Annotated in this window: 24 protein-coding genes; 1 reads left to right on the forward strand and 23 read right to left on the reverse strand. The window is 39.9% G+C overall.

Annotated features, from left to right (window positions below; all coding sequences use genetic code 11):
• Position 1: 1 nt before the first annotated feature.
• Genes rnc through AC3B5B_RS00380 form a run of 6 tightly spaced genes read right to left on the reverse strand, consistent with a single transcriptional unit; the run spans position 2 to position 6,140 of the window.
• A complete protein-coding gene (rnc, locus tag AC3B5B_RS00355) occupies positions 2-700 on the reverse strand; it encodes a ribonuclease III (RefSeq protein WP_489757713.1) in 699 nt (232 codons plus the stop codon).
• A 39-nt stretch (positions 701-739) separates the two neighbouring features.
• Positions 740-979 (reverse strand): acyl carrier protein, encoded by a 240-nt coding sequence (gene acpP / locus AC3B5B_RS00360; RefSeq protein ID WP_489757522.1) that lies wholly within the window; start codon positions 977-979, stop codon positions 740-742.
• Positions 980-993: 14 nt separating this feature from the next.
• Positions 994-2,001 (reverse strand): phosphate acyltransferase PlsX, encoded by a 1,008-nt coding sequence (gene plsX / locus AC3B5B_RS00365; RefSeq protein ID WP_489769016.1) that lies wholly within the window; start codon positions 1,999-2,001, stop codon positions 994-996.
• A gap of 13 nt (positions 2,002-2,014) precedes the next feature.
• Entirely contained in the window at positions 2,015-4,039 is a 2,025-nt protein-coding gene (gene recG, locus AC3B5B_RS00370) for an ATP-dependent DNA helicase RecG (RefSeq protein ID WP_489757520.1), read from the reverse strand.
• Between the two features lie 45 nt (positions 4,040-4,084).
• Positions 4,085-5,758 carry a DAK2 domain-containing protein gene (locus AC3B5B_RS00375; RefSeq protein ID WP_489769017.1) on the reverse strand — a complete coding sequence of 558 codons (1,674 nt, stop codon included), beginning with the start codon at positions 5,756-5,758 and terminating at the stop codon, positions 4,085-4,087.
• Between the two features lie 16 nt (positions 5,759-5,774).
• A complete protein-coding gene (locus AC3B5B_RS00380) occupies positions 5,775-6,140 on the reverse strand; it encodes an Asp23/Gls24 family envelope stress response protein (protein ID WP_489769018.1) in 366 nt (121 codons plus the stop codon).
• Positions 6,141-6,329: 189 nt separating this feature from the next.
• Between AC3B5B_RS00380 and rpmB the strand changes: the two genes are divergently transcribed.
• Positions 6,330-6,515, forward strand: a complete 186-nt coding sequence (rpmB, locus tag AC3B5B_RS00385) for a 50S ribosomal protein L28 (protein ID WP_489757517.1) — start codon at positions 6,330-6,332, stop codon at positions 6,513-6,515.
• A 101-nt stretch (positions 6,516-6,616) separates the two neighbouring features.
• Here the strand turns inward: rpmB and AC3B5B_RS00390 are convergent, their stop codons facing one another.
• The 17 genes from AC3B5B_RS00390 to nusB all read right to left on the reverse strand — a co-directional run bounded on the left by AC3B5B_RS00390 (position 6,617) and on the right by nusB (position 23,599).
• The gene (locus AC3B5B_RS00390; RefSeq protein ID WP_489769019.1) at positions 6,617-7,252 is read right to left on the reverse strand and encodes a thiamine diphosphokinase; all 636 of its coding nucleotides are present in this window, start codon (positions 7,250-7,252) and stop codon (positions 6,617-6,619) included.
• On the reverse strand, positions 7,249-7,911 hold the full coding sequence (gene rpe / locus AC3B5B_RS00395; RefSeq protein WP_489769020.1) for a ribulose-phosphate 3-epimerase: 663 nt from the start codon (positions 7,909-7,911) through the stop codon (positions 7,249-7,251). The genes AC3B5B_RS00390 and rpe overlap by 4 nt, the downstream gene beginning before the upstream one ends.
• Before the next feature lie 4 nt (positions 7,912-7,915).
• Positions 7,916-8,794, reverse strand: coding sequence for a ribosome small subunit-dependent GTPase A (rsgA, locus tag AC3B5B_RS00400; protein ID WP_489769021.1), 879 nt, complete (start codon positions 8,792-8,794; stop codon positions 7,916-7,918).
• Position 8,795: 1 nt separating this feature from the next.
• On the reverse strand, positions 8,796-10,769 hold the full coding sequence (gene pknB, locus AC3B5B_RS00405; protein WP_489769022.1) for a Stk1 family PASTA domain-containing Ser/Thr kinase: 1,974 nt from the start codon (positions 10,767-10,769) through the stop codon (positions 8,796-8,798).
• Complete coding sequence (locus AC3B5B_RS00410; protein ID WP_489769023.1) at positions 10,762-11,520, reverse strand: Stp1/IreP family PP2C-type Ser/Thr phosphatase; 759 nt, start codon at positions 11,518-11,520, stop codon at positions 10,762-10,764. Before AC3B5B_RS00410 ends, pknB begins: the two co-directional genes overlap by 8 nt.
• A 3-nt stretch (positions 11,521-11,523) precedes the next feature.
• Positions 11,524-12,858, reverse strand: a complete 1,335-nt coding sequence (rsmB, locus tag AC3B5B_RS00415) for a 16S rRNA (cytosine(967)-C(5))-methyltransferase RsmB (protein WP_489769024.1) — start codon at positions 12,856-12,858, stop codon at positions 11,524-11,526.
• Positions 12,842-13,783, reverse strand: a complete 942-nt coding sequence (gene fmt / locus AC3B5B_RS00420) for a methionyl-tRNA formyltransferase (protein WP_489757510.1) — start codon at positions 13,781-13,783, stop codon at positions 12,842-12,844. Before fmt ends, rsmB begins: the two co-directional genes overlap by 17 nt.
• 3 nt (positions 13,784-13,786) lie before the next feature.
• Positions 13,787-16,171: a primosomal protein N' gene (priA, locus tag AC3B5B_RS00425; protein WP_489769025.1), complete on the reverse strand. Its 2,385-nt coding sequence runs from the start codon at positions 16,169-16,171 to the stop codon at positions 13,787-13,789.
• Positions 16,172-16,227: 56 nt separating this feature from the next.
• The gene (gene rpoZ, locus AC3B5B_RS00430) at positions 16,228-16,512 is read right to left on the reverse strand and encodes a DNA-directed RNA polymerase subunit omega (protein ID WP_489757508.1); all 285 of its coding nucleotides are present in this window, start codon (positions 16,510-16,512) and stop codon (positions 16,228-16,230) included.
• A 1-nt stretch (position 16,513) separates the two neighbouring features.
• The gene (gene gmk / locus AC3B5B_RS00435; RefSeq protein ID WP_489757507.1) at positions 16,514-17,131 is read right to left on the reverse strand and encodes a guanylate kinase; all 618 of its coding nucleotides are present in this window, start codon (positions 17,129-17,131) and stop codon (positions 16,514-16,516) included.
• A gap of 59 nt (positions 17,132-17,190) precedes the next feature.
• Entirely contained in the window at positions 17,191-18,903 is a 1,713-nt protein-coding gene (gene recN / locus AC3B5B_RS00440; protein WP_489769026.1) for a DNA repair protein RecN, read from the reverse strand.
• Between the two features lie 12 nt (positions 18,904-18,915).
• Positions 18,916-19,743, reverse strand: coding sequence for a TlyA family RNA methyltransferase (locus tag AC3B5B_RS00445; RefSeq protein ID WP_489769027.1), 828 nt, complete (start codon positions 19,741-19,743; stop codon positions 18,916-18,918).
• Positions 19,743-20,633 (reverse strand): polyprenyl synthetase family protein, encoded by an 891-nt coding sequence (locus tag AC3B5B_RS00450; protein WP_489769028.1) that lies wholly within the window; start codon positions 20,631-20,633, stop codon positions 19,743-19,745. The genes AC3B5B_RS00445 and AC3B5B_RS00450 overlap by 1 nt, the downstream gene beginning before the upstream one ends.
• Positions 20,626-20,880, reverse strand: a complete 255-nt coding sequence (locus AC3B5B_RS00455) for an exodeoxyribonuclease VII small subunit (RefSeq protein WP_489757503.1) — start codon at positions 20,878-20,880, stop codon at positions 20,626-20,628. Before AC3B5B_RS00455 ends, AC3B5B_RS00450 begins: the two co-directional genes overlap by 8 nt.
• Complete coding sequence (gene xseA, locus AC3B5B_RS00460) at positions 20,855-22,213, reverse strand: exodeoxyribonuclease VII large subunit (RefSeq protein ID WP_489769029.1); 1,359 nt, start codon at positions 22,211-22,213, stop codon at positions 20,855-20,857. Before xseA ends, AC3B5B_RS00455 begins: the two co-directional genes overlap by 26 nt.
• Positions 22,210-23,061, reverse strand: coding sequence for a bifunctional 5,10-methylenetetrahydrofolate dehydrogenase/5,10-methenyltetrahydrofolate cyclohydrolase (locus AC3B5B_RS00465; RefSeq protein WP_489769030.1), 852 nt, complete (start codon positions 23,059-23,061; stop codon positions 22,210-22,212). The genes xseA and AC3B5B_RS00465 overlap by 4 nt, the downstream gene beginning before the upstream one ends.
• Positions 23,062-23,176: 115 nt before the next feature.
• On the reverse strand, positions 23,177-23,599 hold the full coding sequence (gene nusB / locus AC3B5B_RS00470; protein WP_489757500.1) for a transcription antitermination factor NusB: 423 nt from the start codon (positions 23,597-23,599) through the stop codon (positions 23,177-23,179).
• Between the last annotated feature and the right edge of the window lie 6 nt (positions 23,600-23,605).

Genomic DNA, 23,605 nt, shown 5'->3' on the forward strand with positions numbered 1-23,605 from the left:
CCTATTTTTGATGCAATTTCTGTAATTGCCGGTGAGCTGCCTGTTGTTCTGCATCTTTTTTACTGTGACCCACGCCCATTGTTAAGGGTTGTTGATTAACTACCAACTGAACTGTAAAGACCGTCTGATCATCAGAGCCTTCCGTCTTCAAAACTTGATAATCAATTTGCACATCACCGTTTTGTTGCAATTCTTCTTGTAACTCTGTTTTAAAGTCATTATCATCACTAAATTCGCCCGCATCAATATGCCGATAAACCACTGCTTGCAAAAAAGTGACCACTTTGTCATTGCCTTGGTCTAAATACAAAGCTCCCACAAAAGCTTCAAAGACGTCTTCTAGTAACGTATCACGGTTACGTGAACCAGCTTTTTCCTCACCATTACCCAAGCGAATAAACTGTGGCAAGCCTACTTCGCGACAAAAGCGCGAAAAACTGGCTGTACAAACAATATCTGCTCGTAATTTGGTTAGTTGTCCTTCAGGTAATTGTGGAAATTTTTTAAAAATATATTCTGACACATTTAACTCTAAAACCGCATCACCTAAAAATTCTAAGCGTTCATAATCTTTAACCGCTAACTCGCGGTGTTCATTTGCAAACGAAGAATGTGTCAAAGCTGAATGCAATAAATCCATATTGTGAAATTTAATTTGATAATGATCAGCTAATAGCTGTACTAATTGGTGATCATCCATTGTTTTATTTTTAGTCAAAGGTCAAATAACCTCCATTTATTATTGTTGTGAAACAATATAATCAACTGCCGCCCCAACAGTTTGGATTTTAGCAGCTTCCTCATCAGGAATTTCGGCACCAAAATCATCTTCTAGTTCCAACTCAAATTCCACCATATCAATGGAATCAGCTTTTAAATCTTCTTGGAAATTAGTTGCATCCGTAATTTTATCGACTGCAACACCAAAGCGTTCGCTTAACATTTGAGCAATTTTTTGAAAAATATCTTCTCTATTCATAATTAACTGATCTCCTAATTATTAGTTTTTTGTTCTTGATTAAAGTAAGCCATTACTTTATCAAGCATTCCCTTATTATACATCATCCTCAATTGCGCTAAGGCATAATAGACCGTACGTGCATCTGAAGACCCGTGTGATTTAACAATTGGGGCTTTAGCACCCATCAAAACTGCACCACCGTATGTGGAAACGTCAAATAAAGATTTAATCGACTTGAGCGCTGGTTTAGCTAACAGTGCTCCCGTTTTCGCCCGCAAACCATTATTGAGTAATGCCGCTTTTAATTCTTTAATGACTAATGAAGCGGTCCCTTCAATCGCTTTTAAGACCGCGTTACCAGTAAAACCATCAGTCACTACCACATCGGCAGCACCAACTAATAAATTATCAGCTTCCACATTACCAACAAAATTAATTCCTGGTAACTCTTTTAATGCTTGATAAGCTTGCTGGTGTAACTTATCACCCTTATCATATTCACTACCATTGTTCAATAAACCAACTCGTGGCTGAGCAGTATTTAAAACTTCACTGGCATAAAACGAGCCCATCACCGCCCATTGTGTCAAATAAGGAACTTTAACCTCAGCATTGGCCCCCGCATCCAAAAAGACAAAAGCATTGTTTTGACCAATCATGGGCATCGTGGGCATTAAGGCCGGGCGAGAAATATTTTTCAAACGTCCCACAATAAAAATTCCCGCAGCTAACAATGCACCGGAATTTCCTAACGAAATCATTGCATCGGCTTGACCGGCTTTCACTGCTTGCGCAGCTAGAACCATTGATGAATCCTTTTTTTGCCGAATAGCTTTCATGGGCTCATCCGTGCCTAAAATTTGGGTCGTAGTATGCACAATTTCAATTCTCTTAGAATCTTGTAAATATTGTTTAATTGCCGTTTGATCGCCAAATAGACTAAATTCTAAATCTGCAAATTCATTCCGGGCTCGCTCTACTCCTTGTACGACCACTTCTGGTGCGTGATCGCCACCCATGACATCAACTGCAATTTTCATTCAAATAACCTCACTAATCTAAATTATCATGTATTACTGTTTGTAAATATTGCTTTAATTGGGGAAATTGAGTCAAATTAGGATCCGTTTGCATCAATTTTCGTGCTTCTTGGTAAGCAATATCAAGCATTTTAACATCACTCACTGGATCTGCCAATTCAAACTGTGGCAAACCCGATTGTTGATCACCAAAGAAGTCCCCACTACCACGTAATTCTAAATCTTTTTGTGCTAACTTAAAACCATCATTGGTTTGTGTCATAATTTTTAAACGTTGAATTGCCGTTTGGTTCGCAGGGTCTCCCACTAAAATACAGTAGGCTGCTTGTTGGCCACGACCAACCCGCCCCCGTAATTGATGTAACTGCGATAAACCAAAGCGTTCAGCATTTAAAATAATCATGACCGTCGCATCTGGCACATCCACGCCAACTTCAATGACCGTTGTAGCGATTAAAATATCCAATTGGTGTTGTTTAAACTGTTCCATTGTCTGCGCTTTATCGGCCGCTGTTAATTGTCCGTGCACTAGTCCAATTCGTGCTTGGGGAAACTGTTGTTGCAATTCTTGATAGAGGGTTTTGGCACTAGTTAAAGTCATCTTATCGGAGTCCTCGACCAGTGCGGTAACGATAAAAATTTGAGCTTGTTGCTGAAGCTGCACCGTCATAAAATGACGGACTTGCTCTAACTTATTGGAGCGCAACCAGTAAGTTTTAACTGCTTGGCGCCCCGCGGGTAATTCATCAATAATTGATAAATCCATTTCACCATAATAAGTAATTGCTAAGGTCCGCGGAATCGGCGTGGCTGTCATTAACAAGACATCGGGATTGCCTCCCTTTTGGCGTAAGGCCTTCCGCTGGCGAACACCAAAACGATGTTGCTCATCAATCACTACTAATCCCAAACGTTGATACTGGACCGCCGTTTGAAAAACTGCTTGCGTTCCAATAATAATGTTCGTATGACCTTGTTGAATATTATTTAAGATCAACTTTTTTTGTGGCGCCTTTAGCGAGCTGGTTAACAGGCTCGTTGTCATTTGAAATTGCTCAAATAACGGCGCCAGTTTTTGATAATGCTGCTGTGCCAAAATTTCGGTGGGGGCCATTAAAACCGTCTGGTAACCCGCCGTTACTGAGGCAAACATCGCCGTGGCCGCAACGGCAGTTTTACCACTGCCTACATCACCTTGTAATAGGCGATTCATCGGTTGGGGCGCTTTTAAATCGGTTAAAATTTCCGTTAAAACTTTTGTTTGTGCTGCTGTTAATTGGAACGAAAAATCACTCACAAATTGCTGCACATATTGTTCGTCATAATGTTGTGCCAAACCTGCTGTCTGCTTTTGCGTAGTTACTTTTAAATCACACAAGCGTAAACTGTACAAAAATAATTCACGAAATTTAGCACTTCTGCGAGCCAAATGGGCTTGTTGTTTGGACTTCGGAAAATGCATCCCCACAATAATTTGTTGATCAGTTAATAAGTGATAGGTTTGCCGCAGGGCAAGCGGAACAAGATTGGGAACTTGGGGCAAATATTGGTCGACGGCTTGGTGAATCAGTTTAATTAAACTTTTTTGCGAGATTTGCCGATTAGTGGGATAAATGGCCGCCAGTTGATTAGTTGCTTGATCATCACTGAGAACTTTCATCCCCGTCAAAGATCGTTTAGCCGCATCAAAACGCCCATAAATCAAAACTTCTTGACCAACTGTAAACTGGCGCTTTAACCACGGTTGATTAAAAAAAGTCACTGGGATCGTTTCATTGTCAACCAATAAACGAACAATGACTAAATTTCTTTTACCACCTAAACGTTTAAGTAAAGCGGGACTACCCACAACTCCTTTTAAAACTACTTTTTCCTGATCACTAATTTCAGCAAGCGTCTTAACAATAAGATCGTTATAGCGTTTAGGAAAAAAATAAAGTAGGTCACGTACCGTAGTAATTCCTAAAGTTCCTAATGCAGCTTGAACTTTAGGACCAACACCCTTTAAATAACTAACCGATTGTAATAATTCTTGCATACTGGCTCCTTAGTGCACCAATTATTCACAGCCTCAATGATCTCTTTATTCAACAGCAATCAAATACGGATACACGGGTTGATCGCCCTCATGAATTTCAACTTCTAATTCACTAAAATCATTCGTAATAGCTTCCGCAATTTGTTGGGCACTGTCATTATTTCCTTGTGCACCCACTAAAATAGTCACTACTTCACTATCTTCATCCACCATTTTAGCCACCATCTGGCGAGCTACTGTAAGTGAATCAGTGCCACTAACGACAATATCGCCATCAACCAGTCCGATCAAATCTGATTTTTTAATTGTTAAGTCACCAATGACACTATCGCGCACAGCTGTTGTAATCTGACCACTCTTAACTGTGGTTAACACTTCAGTCATGTTAGCTTCGTTGTCTGTTAAATCTGCAGTTGGATCAAAAGCTAACATGGCCGTCATTCCTTGAGCAATTGATTTACTGGCCACAATTGCCGTTGGTAAATTAACTTCTTGGCAAGCTTGTTGGGCAGCCATGACGATATTACCATTATTTGGTAAAACAATAACTTGTTTGGCATTACTATTCTCAATAGCCTGAATAATATCTTGCGTTGAAGGATTCATCGTTTGACCACCGCTAATAACAGTAGTCACGCCTAAACTGCAAAACAGTTTTTGCAGACCATTACCGGAAGCCACAGCAATAACTGCATAATCGACTGGCTCGGTCGCTACCGGAGTTTGTGCAGTGTCATTTTCAATAATGGTTTCGTGTTGAATCCGCATATTGTCGATTTTAACTTTAGCTAACGCGCCAAATTGCCGACCATAGGTAAAGACTTTTTGGGGATGCTGTGTGTGCACATGAACTTTCACCACTTCATCATCGGCAACCACCAATAGTGAATCGCCAATTTCACTTAATGTATTGCGAAATTGTTCGTAATCAAACTGTTGGTCGGTAGTTGGTTGAACCCCTAATTGAACCATCATTTCGGTACAAAAACCGTTCACAATATCTTCATTATTAAACTGCGTTTGCACTGATTGATGATGGGCTGCATTTAACATTTCATCCATTTCAGTAGCATCAGGTTGGTGAATATTACTATCATTAACTTCGCCACCTAAAGCTTGTAAAAAGCCTTCATAGATAAAGACCAAGCCTTGGCCTCCCGAATCGACTACGCCAACTTCTTTTAATACTGGCAATAAATCTGGCGTTTTAGCCAGCGCTTGTTTAGCTCCTTGTAAGGCTGCAGCCATCACTGTTTCTACATCGCTTGCTGTTGCACTCACCTGTTGGGCCTGTTCACTAGCTCCTCTAGCAACTGTCAAAATCGTGCCTTCGACTGGTTTCATCACGGCTTTATAAGCCGTCTGCACACCATCAGCGAACGCTTGGGCTAAATCTTGGGGCGTTAAAACTGGCTTCGCCTCAATGCTTTTACTAAAACCACGGAAAATTTGGGATGTAATCACTCCCGAATTGCCCCGTGCGCCCATCAACAATCCTTTGGCTAAGACTTGACCTAATTCACCAACGTGCTTCGTATCGGCTTCATTAACTGCTTTATAGCCCGATTTAAATGTTAAGTCCATATTGGTTCCGGTATCGCCATCAGGTACCGGAAAAACATTTAAAGAATTCACAAATTGAGCATTCTGACCTAAACGGTGTGCTCCCATGCGAATCATATCGACAAATTCTTGTGCCGTAATTCTTTCAACAGACAATGAATTTTTCCTCCAATTAATCCTCTTCTAAAATCTTAATTCCTTGCACGTAAACATTAACTTGCGCTGTCGGTGCACCTAACATTGTTTCTAAATTGTATTTAACTTTGCTCTGGACATTACGACAAACTTCAGAAATTTTCACGCCGTAACCAACAATTATATATACATCAACTACGGTTTGACTTTCCTGTTGGCGCACAACTACCCCACGTGTGTAATTTTCGCGATTTAAAATCTCATTGACGCCATCACGTAACTGATTTTTACTAGCCATCCCGACGATACCGTAAATATCAGTCGCAGCACAGCCGACAATCGAAGCAATGACTTCATTAGAGACATCTACTTGTCCATATTTTGTTTGAATAGTTACTGCCAAAGTCTAACACCCCGCTTTATAATCTCTTTTAACAATTAAATTTTATCATAGCAAAGCTATAAAAAACAGCTATCTACAAAACTGTCAAGTATTTTTCCTTGAATTAGAACTTGCTTTCTCAATAGGTAAATGATAACATGTTTAAAGTATTCTGTTATAGAAAGTATATAGGACAAGGAGGTTTGTCCCATGGCTAAAGATATTATTACTGGACGCAAGACCAGTTTTGGCAACAAACGTTCTCATGCTTTGAATTCATCACGACGTGCATGGAAAGCTAATTTGCAAAAAGTCCGGATTTTAGTTGATGGTAAACCCAAACGTGTTTGGGTTTCAACTCGCGCTTTGAAGTCTGGTAAAGTGACTCGTGTCTAATAATTAAAATAAAAAAGCTGTCCAACTTGGGCAGTTTTTTTATTTTAGTTTTATTCGGACAATTCTAATCCAGCACGTGAGCACCAATCAGCAACTATTAATTAATCGTGGCACTGGATCACAGCCATCAAACCACTGGTAAAGCCAAATTCCACTACCGCACCCACAAATTCATTACTGGATAACGAAACGGGGCGCGTTAAATCAGTTGGTTTTAAGGGATACTTGGCATCTTTAATCCAAAAATGTTTGACGGGTACTAAATTATAGAAACCTAGATACTTATCTTGTGTCCAATTTTGAATCTGATAAGTTCCGGGAGCAAAATAAGTGATAACATTTTGGTTATCAATCAGCCGTAACTTTTGGGAATCTCGTGGTTGAAAATCTAACGGTAAACAAAGATTAACCAGCTCATGATCGATGCGCCCACCGGTCGCACCATAAATATCTACTTGACGCGCATGTAAATCTCGCAAAGCGATTTTCACCGCTGCTTGAGAATCCGTAAAATCTTTTTCGGGTTTGGCATATCTTAAATCAGCAACTTGCGCTTCTAGCCAATTTTTTTCCAATCTCGTTAAAGAGTCATAATCACCCACGCCAATTTGAGGAACAATATTATTGGCTAATAACGTAATATTTCCATGATCGGCGCCCACCCAAGGACCAGTAATCTCTGACAAATTCAGTGGTAAATTATAGGAACTGCCTAACATTACATTAACTTTATTCATTTAACTAATGCCTGTCGTAGATTTTGCATTTGTTGCTCAATATTGTGATCAAACACGTATGAGCCGGCTACGAACGTATCGGCTCCTGCTTGCTGACACAATTGAATAGTGTGATCATTAATTCCACCATCCACTTCAAGGGTATAAGTATAATCCGCATTTTGGTGCCGTAATGTCTGTAATTGCTGTAACTTATTAGTCATGGCAGTTAAAAATTTTTGGCCACCAAATCCTGGATTAACAGTCATCACCAAGACATTATCTACTAAAGAAAGTAATGGCGTCACACTTGCCACAGCAGTGCCAGGATTTAACACAATGCCCGCCTTTAAACCTGCTGCTTTGACCTGCTGCACTAAACTATAAATATGAACCGTACTCTCCACGTGAATATTTAACAAACAATTAGGAATTTGGAGTAACTGGTCAAAATAATTACCAGGGTGCTGCACCATCAAATGCACATCTAATGGTAAATCAGTCATGGTCCGAATAGCTTGCACCATATCGGGACCAAACGTCAAATGTGGAACAAAGGCACCATCCATTAAATCAATATGAAACATATCTGCTCCAGCCGCAATCGCCTGGTTTAAATCCGTTTGTAAAGCTAACAAATTGGCACTTAAAATCGAAGGTGCAATTACATAATTAGTCATTGGACTACCTCTTTTTTTTAGGAGTTTTTTGATAAACTGGTCGGCGTTGTGCTAACTCTGCTTGAAATTGACAATAATTTTGATACCGACTGTGCAAAATTTCACCTGTCGCCACGGCTTGTTGTACAGCGCAACCAGGCTCTTTTAGATGAAGACAACTGCGATACTTGCAATTACCTTGAAAATGTTGAAAATCAACAAACAATTGGGGAAGTTGTTCTTTAGTCAAGTCTTGAAATTGTAGTGCAGAAAAACCGGGTGTATCGGCAACTAATCCTCCCGCAAATGGATATAAAGTTACTAAGCGGGTTGTATGTTTCCCCCGATTCAAACTATTAGAAATTGCGGCCGTTTTTAATTTTAATTGCGGCAGCATTTGATTCAATAACGTAGATTTTCCCACACCCGTTTGGCCCGTTAAGACCGTTTCACAATCGGTTAACGCGGTATTTAACTGCGGCAAAGTGTCGTGCGTAAAGATTGGATAATGCCAACTTTGATAATAATCAATAATCGGTTGTAAAGCAATTAATTGCTTTTTAGTCGCCAAATCGGTCTTACTGAGATAAATTAAAGGTTTAATTTTTTGTAACTGCAAGTTAACTAAGAAGCGATCTAATAAATTAGTCGAAAAATCTGGCTGAACAACCGACATGACAATCAAAGCTTGATCAATATTGGCAATGAGTGGCCGCACGATTTCATTTTTTCGCGGATGAATTTTTAGTAAATACTGTTCTTCAAAATCAACAACATCACCCACAATCGGTTTGATCTTTTGTTGGCGAAAATTGCCGCGAGCACGAGTGGTGACTACTTGACCGGTTGGTAATTGTACTTCATAAAAGCCGCTATTAGATTTAATAATTTTTCCTGTTTGCATATTAATTGCCTGTTACTGTCTGTGAATCAATCGTTTGACCGTCACGTTCAATACTATATTGTCCACTTTGTCCTTTATTCAGTTGTAAATTGATTGTTACGGGAGTATCAGCAGTAATATTCAATGTTTGATAAACATCATTAATATTATGATTGAGATCTTGAACATGAATTTTTACCACATTAGTACCATTATTAGTTTGTGCATTAAACGGCACCGTCACGGTCCGGGAAACATTTTGAACATTATCCGTTGGTGTCGCATCATCATTGGCAGTCGATCGAGCTTGTGGCGGATTATTGACGACATTATTACCACCACTAGACACGCTGATAATTAAATCACTCCCCCGCATCACTCGCGTACCCGCGACGGGACTTTGCGAAATAACTAAGCCCTTGTCCACGCTCTCTGAAGCAACTGTCTTCACCACTAAGTGTAACCCGGACTCATTAGCGTAATCTTGCGCTCCCCGCAAATTATAACCTGTCAAATCTTTCACAGTAACCCCAGTATTTTTAATTCCTAAAGAAATTGTTAAGTGAACGACCCGATTTTGCGCGGTTTTGCGTTTAGTAGCTCTGGGCGTTTGCTTAATGACCTTACCCGCAGGCACTGTCTTAGAATAGCGATTTTTCCGCTGAACTTTAAATCCTGCTTGGTGTAATCTTTTTTTAGCCGCATAATAATTCCAGCCTTGCACATTTGGTAAGCTTTTTTTGACGGGACCGGTACTTTGAATTAGTTTAACTTTCGTTCCGGTTTTGAGATGGCTACCCTGCGGAGGAATGGAGCTAATAACATTTTGAGTGCGGATCGTGTTACTCGTTTTCTTAGTGATCGTCCCAACTTTTAAGCTAGAGTTATTCAGCACTGCCCGTGCTTGATTAAGGCTCAAATCACGAACATCCGGCACCGTCACTTCTTTGCGATTATACCAAAAAACAAAACCGATGATAATAATTAGTATTACCAGTAGCACTATTAACCACCGCCGGTGATGCTTTTTTTTAACTACTGGCTTTTTCTGGCCAGACGTTAAATCAGATTGCGGATTAACACTAGGAGCGGTAGTTTGTTCATGAACATTCGATAAAACCTTCGTCTCTTCAGTATTGATCGGTTCAGGAATAAAGGGCTGTTCATTTTTTCGATCAGCATTTAAGCTTGTCTCTAAGTCTTGGGCCATGTCACTAACGGTTGCATACCGCTGGCTGGGAACCTTGGCAGTCGCTTTTAAAACTACATTAGCCAACGGCTGGGGAATAGCGGCATCAATTTGACATAAATTCGGCATCGGTTCATTAAAATGTTTAGCCGCTACGGCCATCGAGGTTTCAGCGTCAAACGGCAAGCGTCCTGTTAACATTTCAAACAAAATAATCCCTAACGAATAGATATCGGACTGAACCGTTGCCTGAGCCCCGCGCACTCGTTCGGGAGCCATGTAATGAACCGAACCGATAGTGGCATCCGATTGTGTAATCGACTGCTCGCCTAAAGATAAAGCAATACCAAAGTCGCCCACTTTCGCATGACCTTGCGAAGTAATGAAAACATTTTGTGGTTTTAAATCGCGATGAATAATTCCGTGTTGATGCGCAACGGCAACTCCTTGCAAAATCTCCGCCATAAAACTTAAAATTTGTGGCTGACTAATAGGAAAGTTTTGCCGCAGATATTTTTTTAGACTTGGGCCCTTGACATACTCCATCACAATATAGGGGAAACTTTCATCACCAATATCTAAAATGTTGACAATATAAGGACTAGATAATTCACTCATGGCTCGTGATTCGCGTTGAAATCGTTGTCGAAATTGTTGATTATCCGTCAAGTCCAAACGTAAACTTTTTAATGCTACGCGGCGATGTAAAAAAGTATCTTCTGCCAGATAAACATTGGACATCCCGCCTTCACCTAAGGTGTCCAAAATTAGATAGCGGTCAGCAATTAAGTCCCCCTTATTAATCATTGGAGTTCACCTCAGCATGACCAGCAGCCATATCAATTACTAAAGCGGTAATGTTATCTAAACCGCCTGCTTGATTAGCACGCTGAATCAATAAGTCACACTTGGCTTGAGGTGATAGATTTTGTTCCAAAATTTGTTGAATTTGTTGATCAGACAACATATTGGTTAAGCCATCACTGCATAACAAAATCTGCGCGTCAGTTGGCAAATCAAAAAAACCAAAAGTTGGTTTGACATCGGTGGAGACACCCAAACTTTGGGTAATAATATTTTTATTAGGTGAATTGCGGGCCTGTTCTGGGGTTATTTCGCCAGCTACCAGCAATTCATTAACCAATGAATGATCAAAACTGACTTGTCGCAGCTGTTTTTGCATTAATAAATAACAACGACTATCGCCAACATTAAAAACCGCCAATTGTTGAGGTAAAACAAATGCCCCCACAATCGTCGTGCCCATACCATTTAATTCGACGTGTTCGCTAGCCGTTGTGACCACGCGCTGATTTTCCTGAATCAAAAAACTTTCCGTCCATTGCGCCAGCTGGCGAATATCCCGCATTTGGTTTTTTTCAAATGCCGTCTTAAAATGTCGAATAACCATATTAGAAGCCACGTCACCACCCCGATGACCGCCCATACCATCAGCCACCAAGGCTAAAACGACACCTTGTTGATTTTGATAAACCTGCACATCATCTTGATTAGTTTTGCGTTGTTGACCAATATCCGTTGTAAATGCAATTTGCATACTTTACTTCACCCTTTTTAAACAAGCAATAAAAAAGCCGTCAGTTTGATAATCGTCTGGATAAATTTTTAACATTTGATTGCTTAAAGCTAACTTCTTTTGTGTGGTAACTGGTACTAATTCAAACTGCGGTTGATCCGCTAAAAACTGCTCAATTACTTGTTGATTTTCCTGATCAAAAATCGTACATGTACTATAAACTAAATAACCATTAACTTTCAATAATGGCGCTACTGCCGTTAAAATATCGCGCTGAATTTGTGCTAAATGTAAAACATCACTTAATTGGCGACCATAGCGAATTTCTGGTTTGCGGCGCATCAATCCAAATCCTGAACACGGTGCATCAACTAAAATCCGGTCAAAACTAGCTGCCGCAAATTCTTGGCCAGCTTTGCGCGCATCCAAGGCTCGGGTTTGAATTAACTGTTGCACCCCTAAGCGTTGCGCATTATTTTGAATTAACCGTAATTTTTTTTGATGAATGTCTAAGGCCACAATCTGCCCTTTTTGCCCTAAGAAGCTCGCCAAATGTGTGGTTTTACCACCGGGAGCGGCGCAGGCATCAAGAATTCGATTATCCGGTGCAACTTTTAAAGCCGGTGCAACTAACATTGAGCTTTCATCTTGAATCGTACAAAAACCTTGTTGAAACCATTTTGTGCCAGCACCAAAGCCATGTTCTGCCACTAAAGCATCTTCACTGACGGGACTCGGTTTGACTGACAAACCTTCAGTTTGTAATTGCTGTTGCAATTTTGCTCGCGAAATTTTAGCTGAATTAACCCGCAACGATAGCTTCGGTGGTTGGTTCAAACTGGCTAGCAATGTCCGGGTTTTATCCAACCCAACTTGATGTTGCAACTGTTCAATAATCCATTGGGGCACACTATATTGAATAGCTAATTGTGCTAATGGCGCTAAATCTGCTAGAGAACGCCAGCCATTGCGTAACAAATTCCGTAATACTGCTGTGACCAATTTGGATAAACCTAAGTTGCCTTGAACCTTAGCCAGTTGCGTTGCCTCAAATAAAATAGCGTGATTAGGAATTCGATCTAAATATTTTAATTGATAAACCGCCACCCGCAAGTCGTTTTTGACCCACGGAACTAATTTTTTTCCCCGTAAATATGGTGCTAATTCATAATCTAACGTTAGTTTATGCTGCAAAACGCCATACACTAGCTGACTCAATAAGCGTTGATCAGCATCATTGAACTGTTGTTGCTTTAGTGCTTGATTAATTAGTTGGTTGGAATAACCCGCATTATCAAAGACTTTAGTTAGAATTTGTATCGCTATCGCGCGAACACTGTGCTTAATTGATTGCGTCACCTACTTGAAGATCCTTTCCTTGACCATTTAAATATGAACTAATAGTCATCAATTTCTTACCTGCGGGTTGCACTTGTTCCAAATAAATAATGGAATTATTGCCTGCCGCCAAACCCAGTTGATGCTTATTGCGGACAACAATGGTTCCTGGCACCGCAGTAGTAGTTTGATCACTCAAAGCTGTTTGGTAAACTTTAACACGCTGCCCGTGGACCAAGAGATAAGCTACTGGATCAGGATTTAATCCCCGCACTTGGCGATCAATCTCTAATGCTGAATGTTGCAAATCAATTTGTTCTTCAGCTGGCTTTAAATTAGGCGTAATTGTCACTTGAGATTCATCTTGTGGCACACGCGAATTCGTGTGATTAATAACTTGTGGAAGTGTTTTTAATAATAAATCTCGACCAATGACGGCTAATTTAGCGAATAACGAACCCGCTGTATCTTGGTTCGTAATGGGCAACTGTTCTTGGCTAATAATATCACCTGCGTCCATCTTCGCAACCATATACATAATCGTAATTCCTGTTATCTGATCACCATTCATAATCGCCCGCTGAATTGGCGCACCACCACGATTATGTGGTAAGAGTGATCCGTGAACATTAATCGCAGCAATTTTCGCTGCCTGTAATAACTTAGTAGGTAAAAATTGGCCAAAAGCAGCGGTAATAATCAAGTCTGGTTGCAGAGCAATCAATTGATCCAATTCTGCACTGTGACTAAGTTTTTGAGGTTGCACGATCGGTAAATCATGCTGCAAAGCATATTGTTTCACTGGCGAAAATTCCAATTTTTTCTTGCGACCCACCTGGCGGTCTGGTTGCGTCACAACAGCACTAATTTCATAATTTTCTTTTAGCAAACCGGCCAAAATCGTCACTGCAAAGTCGGGGGTTCCCATAAAAATAATTTTTGTCATATTCTACTCCAATTGCTGAGGTTCATGATCAATAGCTACTAAAAAGCCTTGGCGATGATCAATTTGAACACTATTCATAATTTGATTTAATTTTTTAAATAAAGCGGCATTTTTACGATATTTAATAACAATCTGATAATAGTAATGGTTATCAATCCGGCCAATTGCTGGCTGTGTAGGTCCTAATAACTGTTCACGCTGCAGAAGTAGCGGTTTTAACTGCTTAGCTATATTATAAGCCATCTTTAAAGCGGCTGCTTGAGATTTATGTGAAATACTAATCTTGATTAAATAAAAATATGGTGGATAACCAGCCTGATGTCGAAAAACCATTTCCCGCTGGTAAAACTGCTCATAATTTTGTTGCGCAGCTAATTGAATGGCATAATGATCCGGATTATAACTCTGAATCAGTACTCGGCCTGCTTTGTGAGCACGACCGGCGCGACCACTAACTTGCGTTAATAATTGAAAAGTCCGTTCACTAGCACGAAAATCACTCGTCGCTAGACCCGTATCCGCATTAATCACTCCTACCAAAGTTACATTAGGAAAATCCAAACCTTTAGCAATCATTTGTGTCCCGAGTAAAATATCACCATGTTGTTCAAATTCACTTAACAAACGCTGATGAGCACCCTTTTTATTAGTTGTATCATTATCCATGCGAATAATTCGGGCCTGCGGCCACAATTCTGCTAATTCTTGTTCCACCTTTTGGGTTCCAGTTCCATCAAATTTTAATTTTTTGCTACCACATTGCGGACAACTTTGATAAATTGGTTCCTGATAACCACAATAATGGCACAATAACCGGTGCTCTTTTAAATGAACTGTCAATGAAATATCACAATTAGGACAATTAGGTACGAAACCACATTGACGACAAAGTAAATAAGCGGCAAACCCGCGCCGATTTAACAGTAAAATGGTTTGTTGATGCTGTAATAAATTAGTTTGCACTGCTTGCAGTAACGGTTTTGATAAGTCTAAATACTTGGACAATTGCTGTGAGTCTCTTAAATCAACAATTTGCACAGGTGGTAACGGTTGATCATGAACTCGCTTAGTTAAGCGTACCAAATTATAAACTTTTTTTTGCCCCCGAGCTCGCGACTCTAAACTGGGAGTTGCACTGCCCAAAACCACGGGACAATGATGATACTCCCCACGCCAGAGCGCCACATCCCGTGCATGATAGCGGGGATTATCTGACTGCTTATAACTAGCTTCATGCTCTTCATCAATAATAATAATGCCAATGTTTGTTAGAGGTGCAAACACTGCTGAACGAGCTCCGACAACTACTTGAGCAGTTCCATCTTGAATTCTTTGCCACTCATCATACCGTTCGCCTTGTGACAAACCACTATGCAAAACTGCGGTTTGCTGCCCAAAACGCTCTTGTACTCGTTGCACCATTTGTGGAGTCAGTGCAATTTCTGGGACTAACATTAATGCGGTTTTACCTTGTTGTAAATAATATTGAATCAATTGCAGATAAACTTCAGTTTTACCGCTACCAGTAACTCCCTCCAGCAAGGTAGGTTTAATTGGACCTTGAATAATCTGTTCTACAGCTTGTTTTTGTTCAGGGGTTAATTGTTTCGGAGTAGTTCTTTGAACTGCTAAAGTTTGCGGCCGCCGCCGTAAAAGCACTTGATCTTTATCAAACCAACCTTTTTTTAAGGCCGAATTAATCGTTGCATTACTTATTTGGTAATCATGTTGCAGCTGACGATAACTAAAAAATTGCTGCTCACTATCAACAAATAGTTGTAATAATTTGCGCTGTTGGGTTGCTCTCGGTGTTAATTGTTTCAGCAAAGCTGCATAATCAAGCGGACGCCGTTTTAAAACTAATTGAGTTAAATGATGTGCTTGATTCTTTAAACGATATTGTATTTGTATTAAGCCTTGTTGTTGCCAAAGAATTAATTGTTTTTGGTTGGCCGGTGTTAAATGTGTATTTAAAGCTAATACTGGTTTTTGGTTAAACAAATCTGAGTTAGTCACAACTGGGTCTAACGAAACGGCCAATTTTTGTGTTTTAGAGCGCATAACGTTAGGTAACATTGTCTGTAAACAAGAAATCCGAAAAGCAAACGTATTTTGCGCCAACCATTCGGACAATTGTAATAATTCTGTATTTAAAACTGGTTTTAAATCAAAAACTGCCACAATCTGCTTAACTTTACCCGTAAACGCACTTTCTGCTTGAACTGCCAGAACAAAGCCCTGCACTAATCGTCCTGAACGTCCAAACGGAACACTTACACGCATTCCGGGCAAAACTAACCCTTGCCAAGCAGGTGGTATTAAATAGTCAAATGTATGGTCAGTTTGCTTAGTGGGTACATCGACAATTACTTGAGCATACAAGCACACTTCACTCCCATCAACTATTAAAAAACTCCATCAGAGTTCATCTGAATGGAGTAGCATTACATTCCCTTTTTAAAATCTTCTAAACGTTCATGTTCAGCTTCTTCCAGATAATCAATCCGCTCTGCACTACGTTCACTAAGAATTGATTGCGGATCAACTTTAATTTTATTATCCGCAATTTCTTCCAAAGCTTTACCAACTGAACGTGGAGACTCATAACTACTTAACATCTCCACATCACCATCATCAATTTCATGCGCCCGCTTGGCCGACAAAACAGCCAAAGAATAACGCGAATTAACCTGCTCTAATAATTTATCAATTGAGGGATAAGAAATCATTTTAGTTAGCTCCAATCATTTTTTTATAACTACCAATCACTCGAGGCACTCGTAAGTGCTCACTACGAACAATCTGTTCAATCCGCTGGACAGCTTTGGGAACTTCGTCATTAACTACTGCATAATCATAGTTTGACATCATTTTAATTTCCTGTCTAGCTTTTTCCATTCTCTTATCAATCGTTGTCTGATCTTCAGAACCACGATTGATAATCCGACTCCGTAAACTAGCTAAGTCGGGCGGCGTCAAAAAAATAAATACCCCATCCGGCATCTTTTGGCGAACCTGCATGGCACCATTGACTTCAATTTCTAAAAAAACATCAATTCCAGCATCTAAAGTTTGTTGAACATAACTTAATGGTGTTCCGTAATAATGATCAACGTATTTCGCGTACTCTAGCATACCGCCGTTAGCGATTTCTGCTTCAAACTCCTCATTGGTTCGAAAAAAGTAATCAACGCCTTCCTGTTCACCGGCACGCTTTTCGCGAGTAGTCATCGAAACTGAATACTTAAATTGAATTGCCGAATCTTGTAAAATTGCCTTACGCACAGTCCCTTTACCTACTCCTGACGGACCGGACAGCACAATTAACATACCTTTTCCTGAAGCCATATAAACATCCTTTTACTTTAATAATCACGAATTATTTTACTTAACATAATGCACCATTTTCAGCTCTTTTTCAAGGGGGTGCTAGTTCTCGTTAAATTTTTTTGTGCTAAGGTCAATAACTCGGCCGCATGTTGACGCGTAATTGCCGTGACTTTGGTTCCCTCTAACATTTGTGCAATGATTTCAATGCGTTGATTGTACGTTAATGACTCAACCGTCGTAGTTGTTTGATCAGCTTGCACTTGTTTTTGTACCAAATATTGGTGAACACTATTGGCAGCCACCTGCGGTAAATGCGTAATACACAAGACTTGCAACGTTTGTGATAACTGGCGCATTTGATCACCAATCGCTTGCGCCACACGCCCACTAACTCCAGTATCTATTTCATCAAAGACCAATGTTTCTACATGTTGATAGCGCGCTAAAATTGTTTTAAGTGCTAACATAATTCGCGCCAATTCCCCACCGGAAGCAATTTTAGCCAATGGTTTTAGACCTTCTCCAGGATTAGTTTGCAAATAAAATTCAACTAATTGATTACCTTGGAGCGTAAAATCCTGTGGTGTAAATTGAACTTTAAACAGCGTATTTTCCATATACATGGCCTGTAATTGTTTCATCACTTGTTTAGTTAACTGATGAGCTGCTTGTTGGCGATTTTGATTTAAAGTCGCCGCTTGTTGCTGAAGAGTCTGCCGCAATGATTGCAGCTGTGTTTGCAACTTTTGTGGATCAACCAGCTGGGCTTGTAACTGCGTTAACTGTTGTTGTGCGTGTTCACCAAATTGCAAAATATCCGAAATATTAGTTCCATATTTTTGTTCTAAGTTATGAATTAATTGCAAGCGTTCTTCGGTCGCTTGTAATTTTTGTGGATCAAAATCCTGTTCATCTAGCTGTCGAGCTAACTGTTCTTGACTATCTTGTAAATCATAGTAAGCACCGGACAATTCTTGCTCTATTTCGGAAAAATTGGTACTTAAGTCGCTAATAGTTTGCATCTCTTGCACGGCTTGATTCAACTGATCAAGCAAATTACGTTCACCGCCGGCTAATAACTGATAAGTATTATTCAAAGCCGTATTAATTTTCTCAAAATTAGCCAATTGCTGCTCTTGAGCTAATAACTCTTCTTCTTCACCAGGCTGTAGCTGTGCAGCGGTAATTTCTTTAATTTGGAACTGGAGCATATCTATTTGTTGGGCACGTTGTTGTTGATTTTGCTGTAAATCTTGATACTGCTGTTGTAATTGTTGATACTTTTGATAAGTATGTTGGTATTGTTTTAAACTCGTTAGTGTTGCAGAACCACCGAATTGATCTAACAAATGTACATGACTATGGGGATTCAATAGTTGCTGACTTTGATTTTGACCACTAATATCTACTAAATATTGCCCCAATTGTTTTAAGGTAGTTACTGGCACTAACTGATCATTAATACGACAAACATTGCGCCCGTTTTGGTGCAACTCGCGTTTCACAATTAAACTATGCTCACTAAAATCCAAACCAAGGTTTTGACAAAAATTGGCGATAACTGCCTGGTTATCCGGTTCAATTGTAAACATACCTTGAACTAACGCCTTATCAGCACCGTGACGCACATATTCGCTCAAACCACGTTGCCCAATTAATAATCCTAATGCATCAATAATAATGGACTTGCCGGCTCCTGTTTCACCAGTTAATGCCGTCAATCCTTGATGAAAATGAACATCTATCCGCTTAATAATCGCAAAATCTTGAATAATTAACTCTTGCAACATTTGGATCCCTCACTAATGTGACTTCAATTGTTGATATGCTTGCGTTAAAACTTGCTCAATTTGTACTGTTGGTGCAATAGTCCCTGTCGTTTGGCGTAATCGCAAATGAACTAGAAATTCAATATTCCCACCACTACCAGTAATCGGTGAATAATCCAAACCTAAAACATCAAAATTGTGGGCCGTGGCAAAGCTTAAGATATCTTGTAATACTTGGCGATGAACTTGTGGATCACGAACAATTCCGTGCTTGCCAACATTTTCTTTGCCTGCTTCAAATTGTGGTTTAATCAAACAAACGACATCATGATCTGGTAATAGAATTTTGGTCAAGGGTGGCAAAATTAATTTCAATGAGATAAAAGAAACATCCGTCATTGCAAATTCTGGCAATCCTTGGGCAAAATCCTGTGGTTGACTATAACGAAAGTTCACCCGTTCCATAACTTCTACCCGTGGATCAGTCCGTAATTTCCAAGCTAACTGATTGTAGCCAACATCTAACGCATAGACTCGCCGCGCTCCATTTTGTAAAGCTACATCTGTAAAACCACCAGTCGAAGCACCAATATCCAGACACAGTAAATCCTTTAAGTTGATCTGAAACACTTTAATGGCTTTCGCCAATTTTAAAGCCCCGCGACCGACATATTGTTGATGTTTTAAGGTTTTTAAATGGAGTTGAGTATCACTCGCAATTTTTTCTCCGGGTTTATCTAAACGCAAATTATCTGCGTTATAAACTTCACCAGCCATAATTGAGCGTTTTGCTTGCTCTCTTGAAGCAGTTAAACCTTGGTTAACGACTAAGACATCCACCCGTTCTTTATTAGCAGCCATTATTGATCCCCCAATTGAAAATAAGCTAAAGAATCAGCTAAACAACTATCTGCTAAAGCAATGGCCGCTAATTCCTGTTGAGCTGTTGTTATCACTTGTTGCAGTTTGGTTTGGGCCTTTTGAACACCCAAAATTGCTGGATAAGTATTTTTACCTACTAATTGATCTTTGCCAACTGCTTTACCTAAAGTAGTTTGATCACCAACTATATCTAGTAAATCATCATAAATTTGAAAAGCCAAGCCAAAATTTTGGGCAAACGCAATCAAATGTTGTTTAACATCTACTGGTAGCTCTAAGCAAATTGCTCCCATTTCCACACTAGCTTGAATTAAAGCCCCCGTTTTTTGCCGATCCAATTGGGTGATTTGCTCTATGGTCAAGCTATGACCTGTTTGTACTACATCCGTCATTTGCCCAGCAACCATGCCTTGGACACCAGCCGCTTTAGCCAACGTATAAACTAATTGTGCTTGAATAGCTGCGGGTAAACCATTGTCTGTCAGCCAAACAAAAGCATGGGTTAACAAACCATCACCAGCTAAAACCGCGCGTCCCGTGGTAAAACGCTTATGATTAGTTAATTGTCCTCGCCGATAGTCATCATTGTCCATTTCTGGTAAATCATCATGGATTAACGAATAGGTATGCACCAACTCTAAAGCGCCCGCAATTTTAAAATAGTTCGTTAACTCAATGTCTCGGTTAGTCTGCACCGCTTGTAAGGTTGCCAAAAACAAAAGAGGGCGCAACCGTTTACCACCAGCTTGTAAAGAATATAACATACCTGCTCGTAATTGCGGTTGTTGTATTTCTTTAGTTAACTGCTGCTCTAAAAATTCATTAAATGGAACTAATAACTGCTTTTGCAAAATTTCAAATTTATTCATCAGTTGTCTTATCCTGCTTTGTTTGTGCATTTAATTGAAAATCAGTCTCTTGACCATCTTCACTCATTACTTTAGTTAATTTTTCCTGCGCTTGTGTTAAAGTTTGCTCCAATTTTTTACTTAAAGCGACACCTGTTTGAAATTGATCCATGGCTTCTTCTAAAGGTACGTCGCCACTTTGTAAATGTTCAACAATCTGCTGCAGGCTGGCTAAACTTTCTTCAAAACTTTGCTTTTTTTCCGTCATGTTGACCTTCCTTCACTTCTGTGACAGTGGCTGTCAAGCTACCGTCTTGGAGTTGAATTTGCACTTGTTCTTGAGCTTGAATTTGTTGCACACTAGTCACGACTTGGGTTTGCTTTTGCACCACAGCATAACCGCGAGTTAACGTTTTTAACGGGCTTAAATCCTCTAACAAATTAATCAAGCCCATGACTTGTTGGGATCGTTGCTCCAGATAATTATGATAATTTTGCTTTAAATTACGTTTTAAGTTCGCTACTTGTTGTACTGGGACTACTAATTGGGGTTGTTGATATCGTAAGCTCTGCTGCAACAACTTTAAGCGATGCTGTTGTTCTTTTAATAATTGCAACATTGCGTCTTTTAAAGCTGTGATTAATTGATCCACGCGTTGTAAATACTCTTGATACAAGGTTTGTGGATTTTGAAATAAATAGCTATTTTGATAACGAACTAGTTCTTGGTGTTTACGCACTAAAATTTGCTTAACTGCTTGATACATTTGCACCTTGCTTTGACGCAAATCAGCCAATACTTCACTCAAAACCGGCGTGGCTAATTCAGCGGCGGCGGTCGGCGTTGGTGCTCGTAAATCAGCTACATAATCTGTAATCGTCGTATCTGTCTCATGACCAACTGACGAAATCACCGGAATTTTGGAAGCCACAACCGCCCGCGCGACTACTTCTTCATTAAAAGGCCAGAGATCTTCAATTGAACCACCACCACGGCCCATAATAATCGTATCAAAATTTCCTAGTTGATTAACTTGCTCTAAGCGCTGGACTAAACTCGCCGCCGCACTATCACCTTGAACTTGGGCGGGAAATAAAACTAATTGGGCAATCGGATAACGGCGATGAACAGTCGTTATAATATCACGAATCACGGCCCCTGAAGGACTCGTAATGACGGCAATTCTTTGCGGAAAAGGAGCAATCTTTTGTTTCGGTAAAGCAAAAATACCTTCTTTTTGTAATTTTTGCTTTAACTGTTCAAAAGCTTGATACAAGGCACCAACACCATCGGGTTGCATTTGTTCTACATAAATTTGATATTGCCCTGTTGCTTCATAAATGGAAATACGACCGCAAACTAAGACTTTCATGCCTTCTTCAGGAGTAAATTTTAATTTTTGAAAAGCATTCTGAAACATAATGGCAGAAATCTTAGCATGCGCATCTTTGAGTGAAAAATATTGATGGCGCGGACGCAGTCGAAAATTAGAGATTTCGCCGGTTAAATAAACTCGACGATTTAAATAGGGATCCAAATCAAATTTACGTTTTAAGTACTGTGTTAGCGCGCTAACTGTCAAATATTCTGGTGTACTCAAACTGCTACCCTCTGTTGTGCTAAAGTAATTACTTGCTCTAACAAACCAGTAATGGTCATCGGCCCTACGCCACCGGGTACTGGCGTCAAATAGCCGGCTACTTCTTGCACTGTAGCAAAGTCAACATCGCCGACTAATTTACCAGCAGCATTATGATCCATCCCCACATCAATGACTACCGCACCGGGTTTAACAAAATCAGCCGTAATGTACTCCGCCTGGCCAATGGCCACGATTAAAATATCTGCAGTTTTAGTCAATGCTTGTAAATTTTGTGTATGGGAATGAGCCACCGTAACGGTAGCATTTTCGCGCAATAGCAAACCAGCCATTGGTTTACCAACAATATTACTGCGTCCTACTACCACAGCATGTTGGCCCGCAATGGGGATCTGATAATCATGTAATAACCGCAAAATGCCACGCGGTGTTGCGGGAAAATTGCCCGCCTCTCCGGACCACAAACGCCCGATATTTAATAAGCCAAAACCGTCAACATCTTTTTGTACCGCAATAGTATTCATTACCAAATCAGCATCTATTTGTGCGGGCAAAGGCATTTGCACTAAAATGCCATCAATGTCTGCAGCTTGGTTGAGACGTTTAATTAAAGCTAATACCTCATTTTGACTAACATCAGCCGGCAAATGATATAGCTGATAATTAATGCCGATTTTTTCAGCTCGTCGTTTTTTATTACGGACATAAATTTGACTCGCTGAATTATCTCCTACTAAAACAACAGCTAACCCTGGGATAACATTGTGTTGCTTCAAATCCTGAACTTGCTGGGCAAACTGTTGATCAGCTTGTTGGGCAGCTTGTTTACCATCCATTATGACAACCATTGCTGTTCCTCCTTTAAGTCTTTAAATCTGTTGGTTTTAAATTCTGAGTATTAAAAGCTTGCTTGTTTAAGCAGCTTTAACATAATTTCAAAAAAGGTGCTGTTTTACCAGCACCTTACTTTGGTTCAGTCGGTGACTGATCCAGGAAATGAGAGAGCACCCCATTAATAAATTTTTTTGATTGTGGTTCACTGAACTGCTCTGTCAATTCTAGTGTTTCATTCATTGCTACTTTTGCAGGAACTGCCGGACTATACAAAATTTCGAATAATCCTAAACGCATCAAGTTCACGTCACTACGACTGATCCGCTTTAAAGACCAGCCCTTTTTGAGATGTTGACTTAACTGTTCGTCTAGTTCACTAATATGTTCAACAACACCACGTACTAAAAAATCTAAATAAGCCGGCGCTTCTGTTATATTCTGTAAACTCAAAACTTCCTGTAAAGCCGCATCAATATCTTGATCGGGTAAAGAATCTATCAAAAACAAAGTTTGAAAAGCAATTTCCCGTACATTATGTCTATTTAAAGTCACTTCCAC

Source organism: Bombilactobacillus sp. ESL1187, from assembly GCF_058107155.1.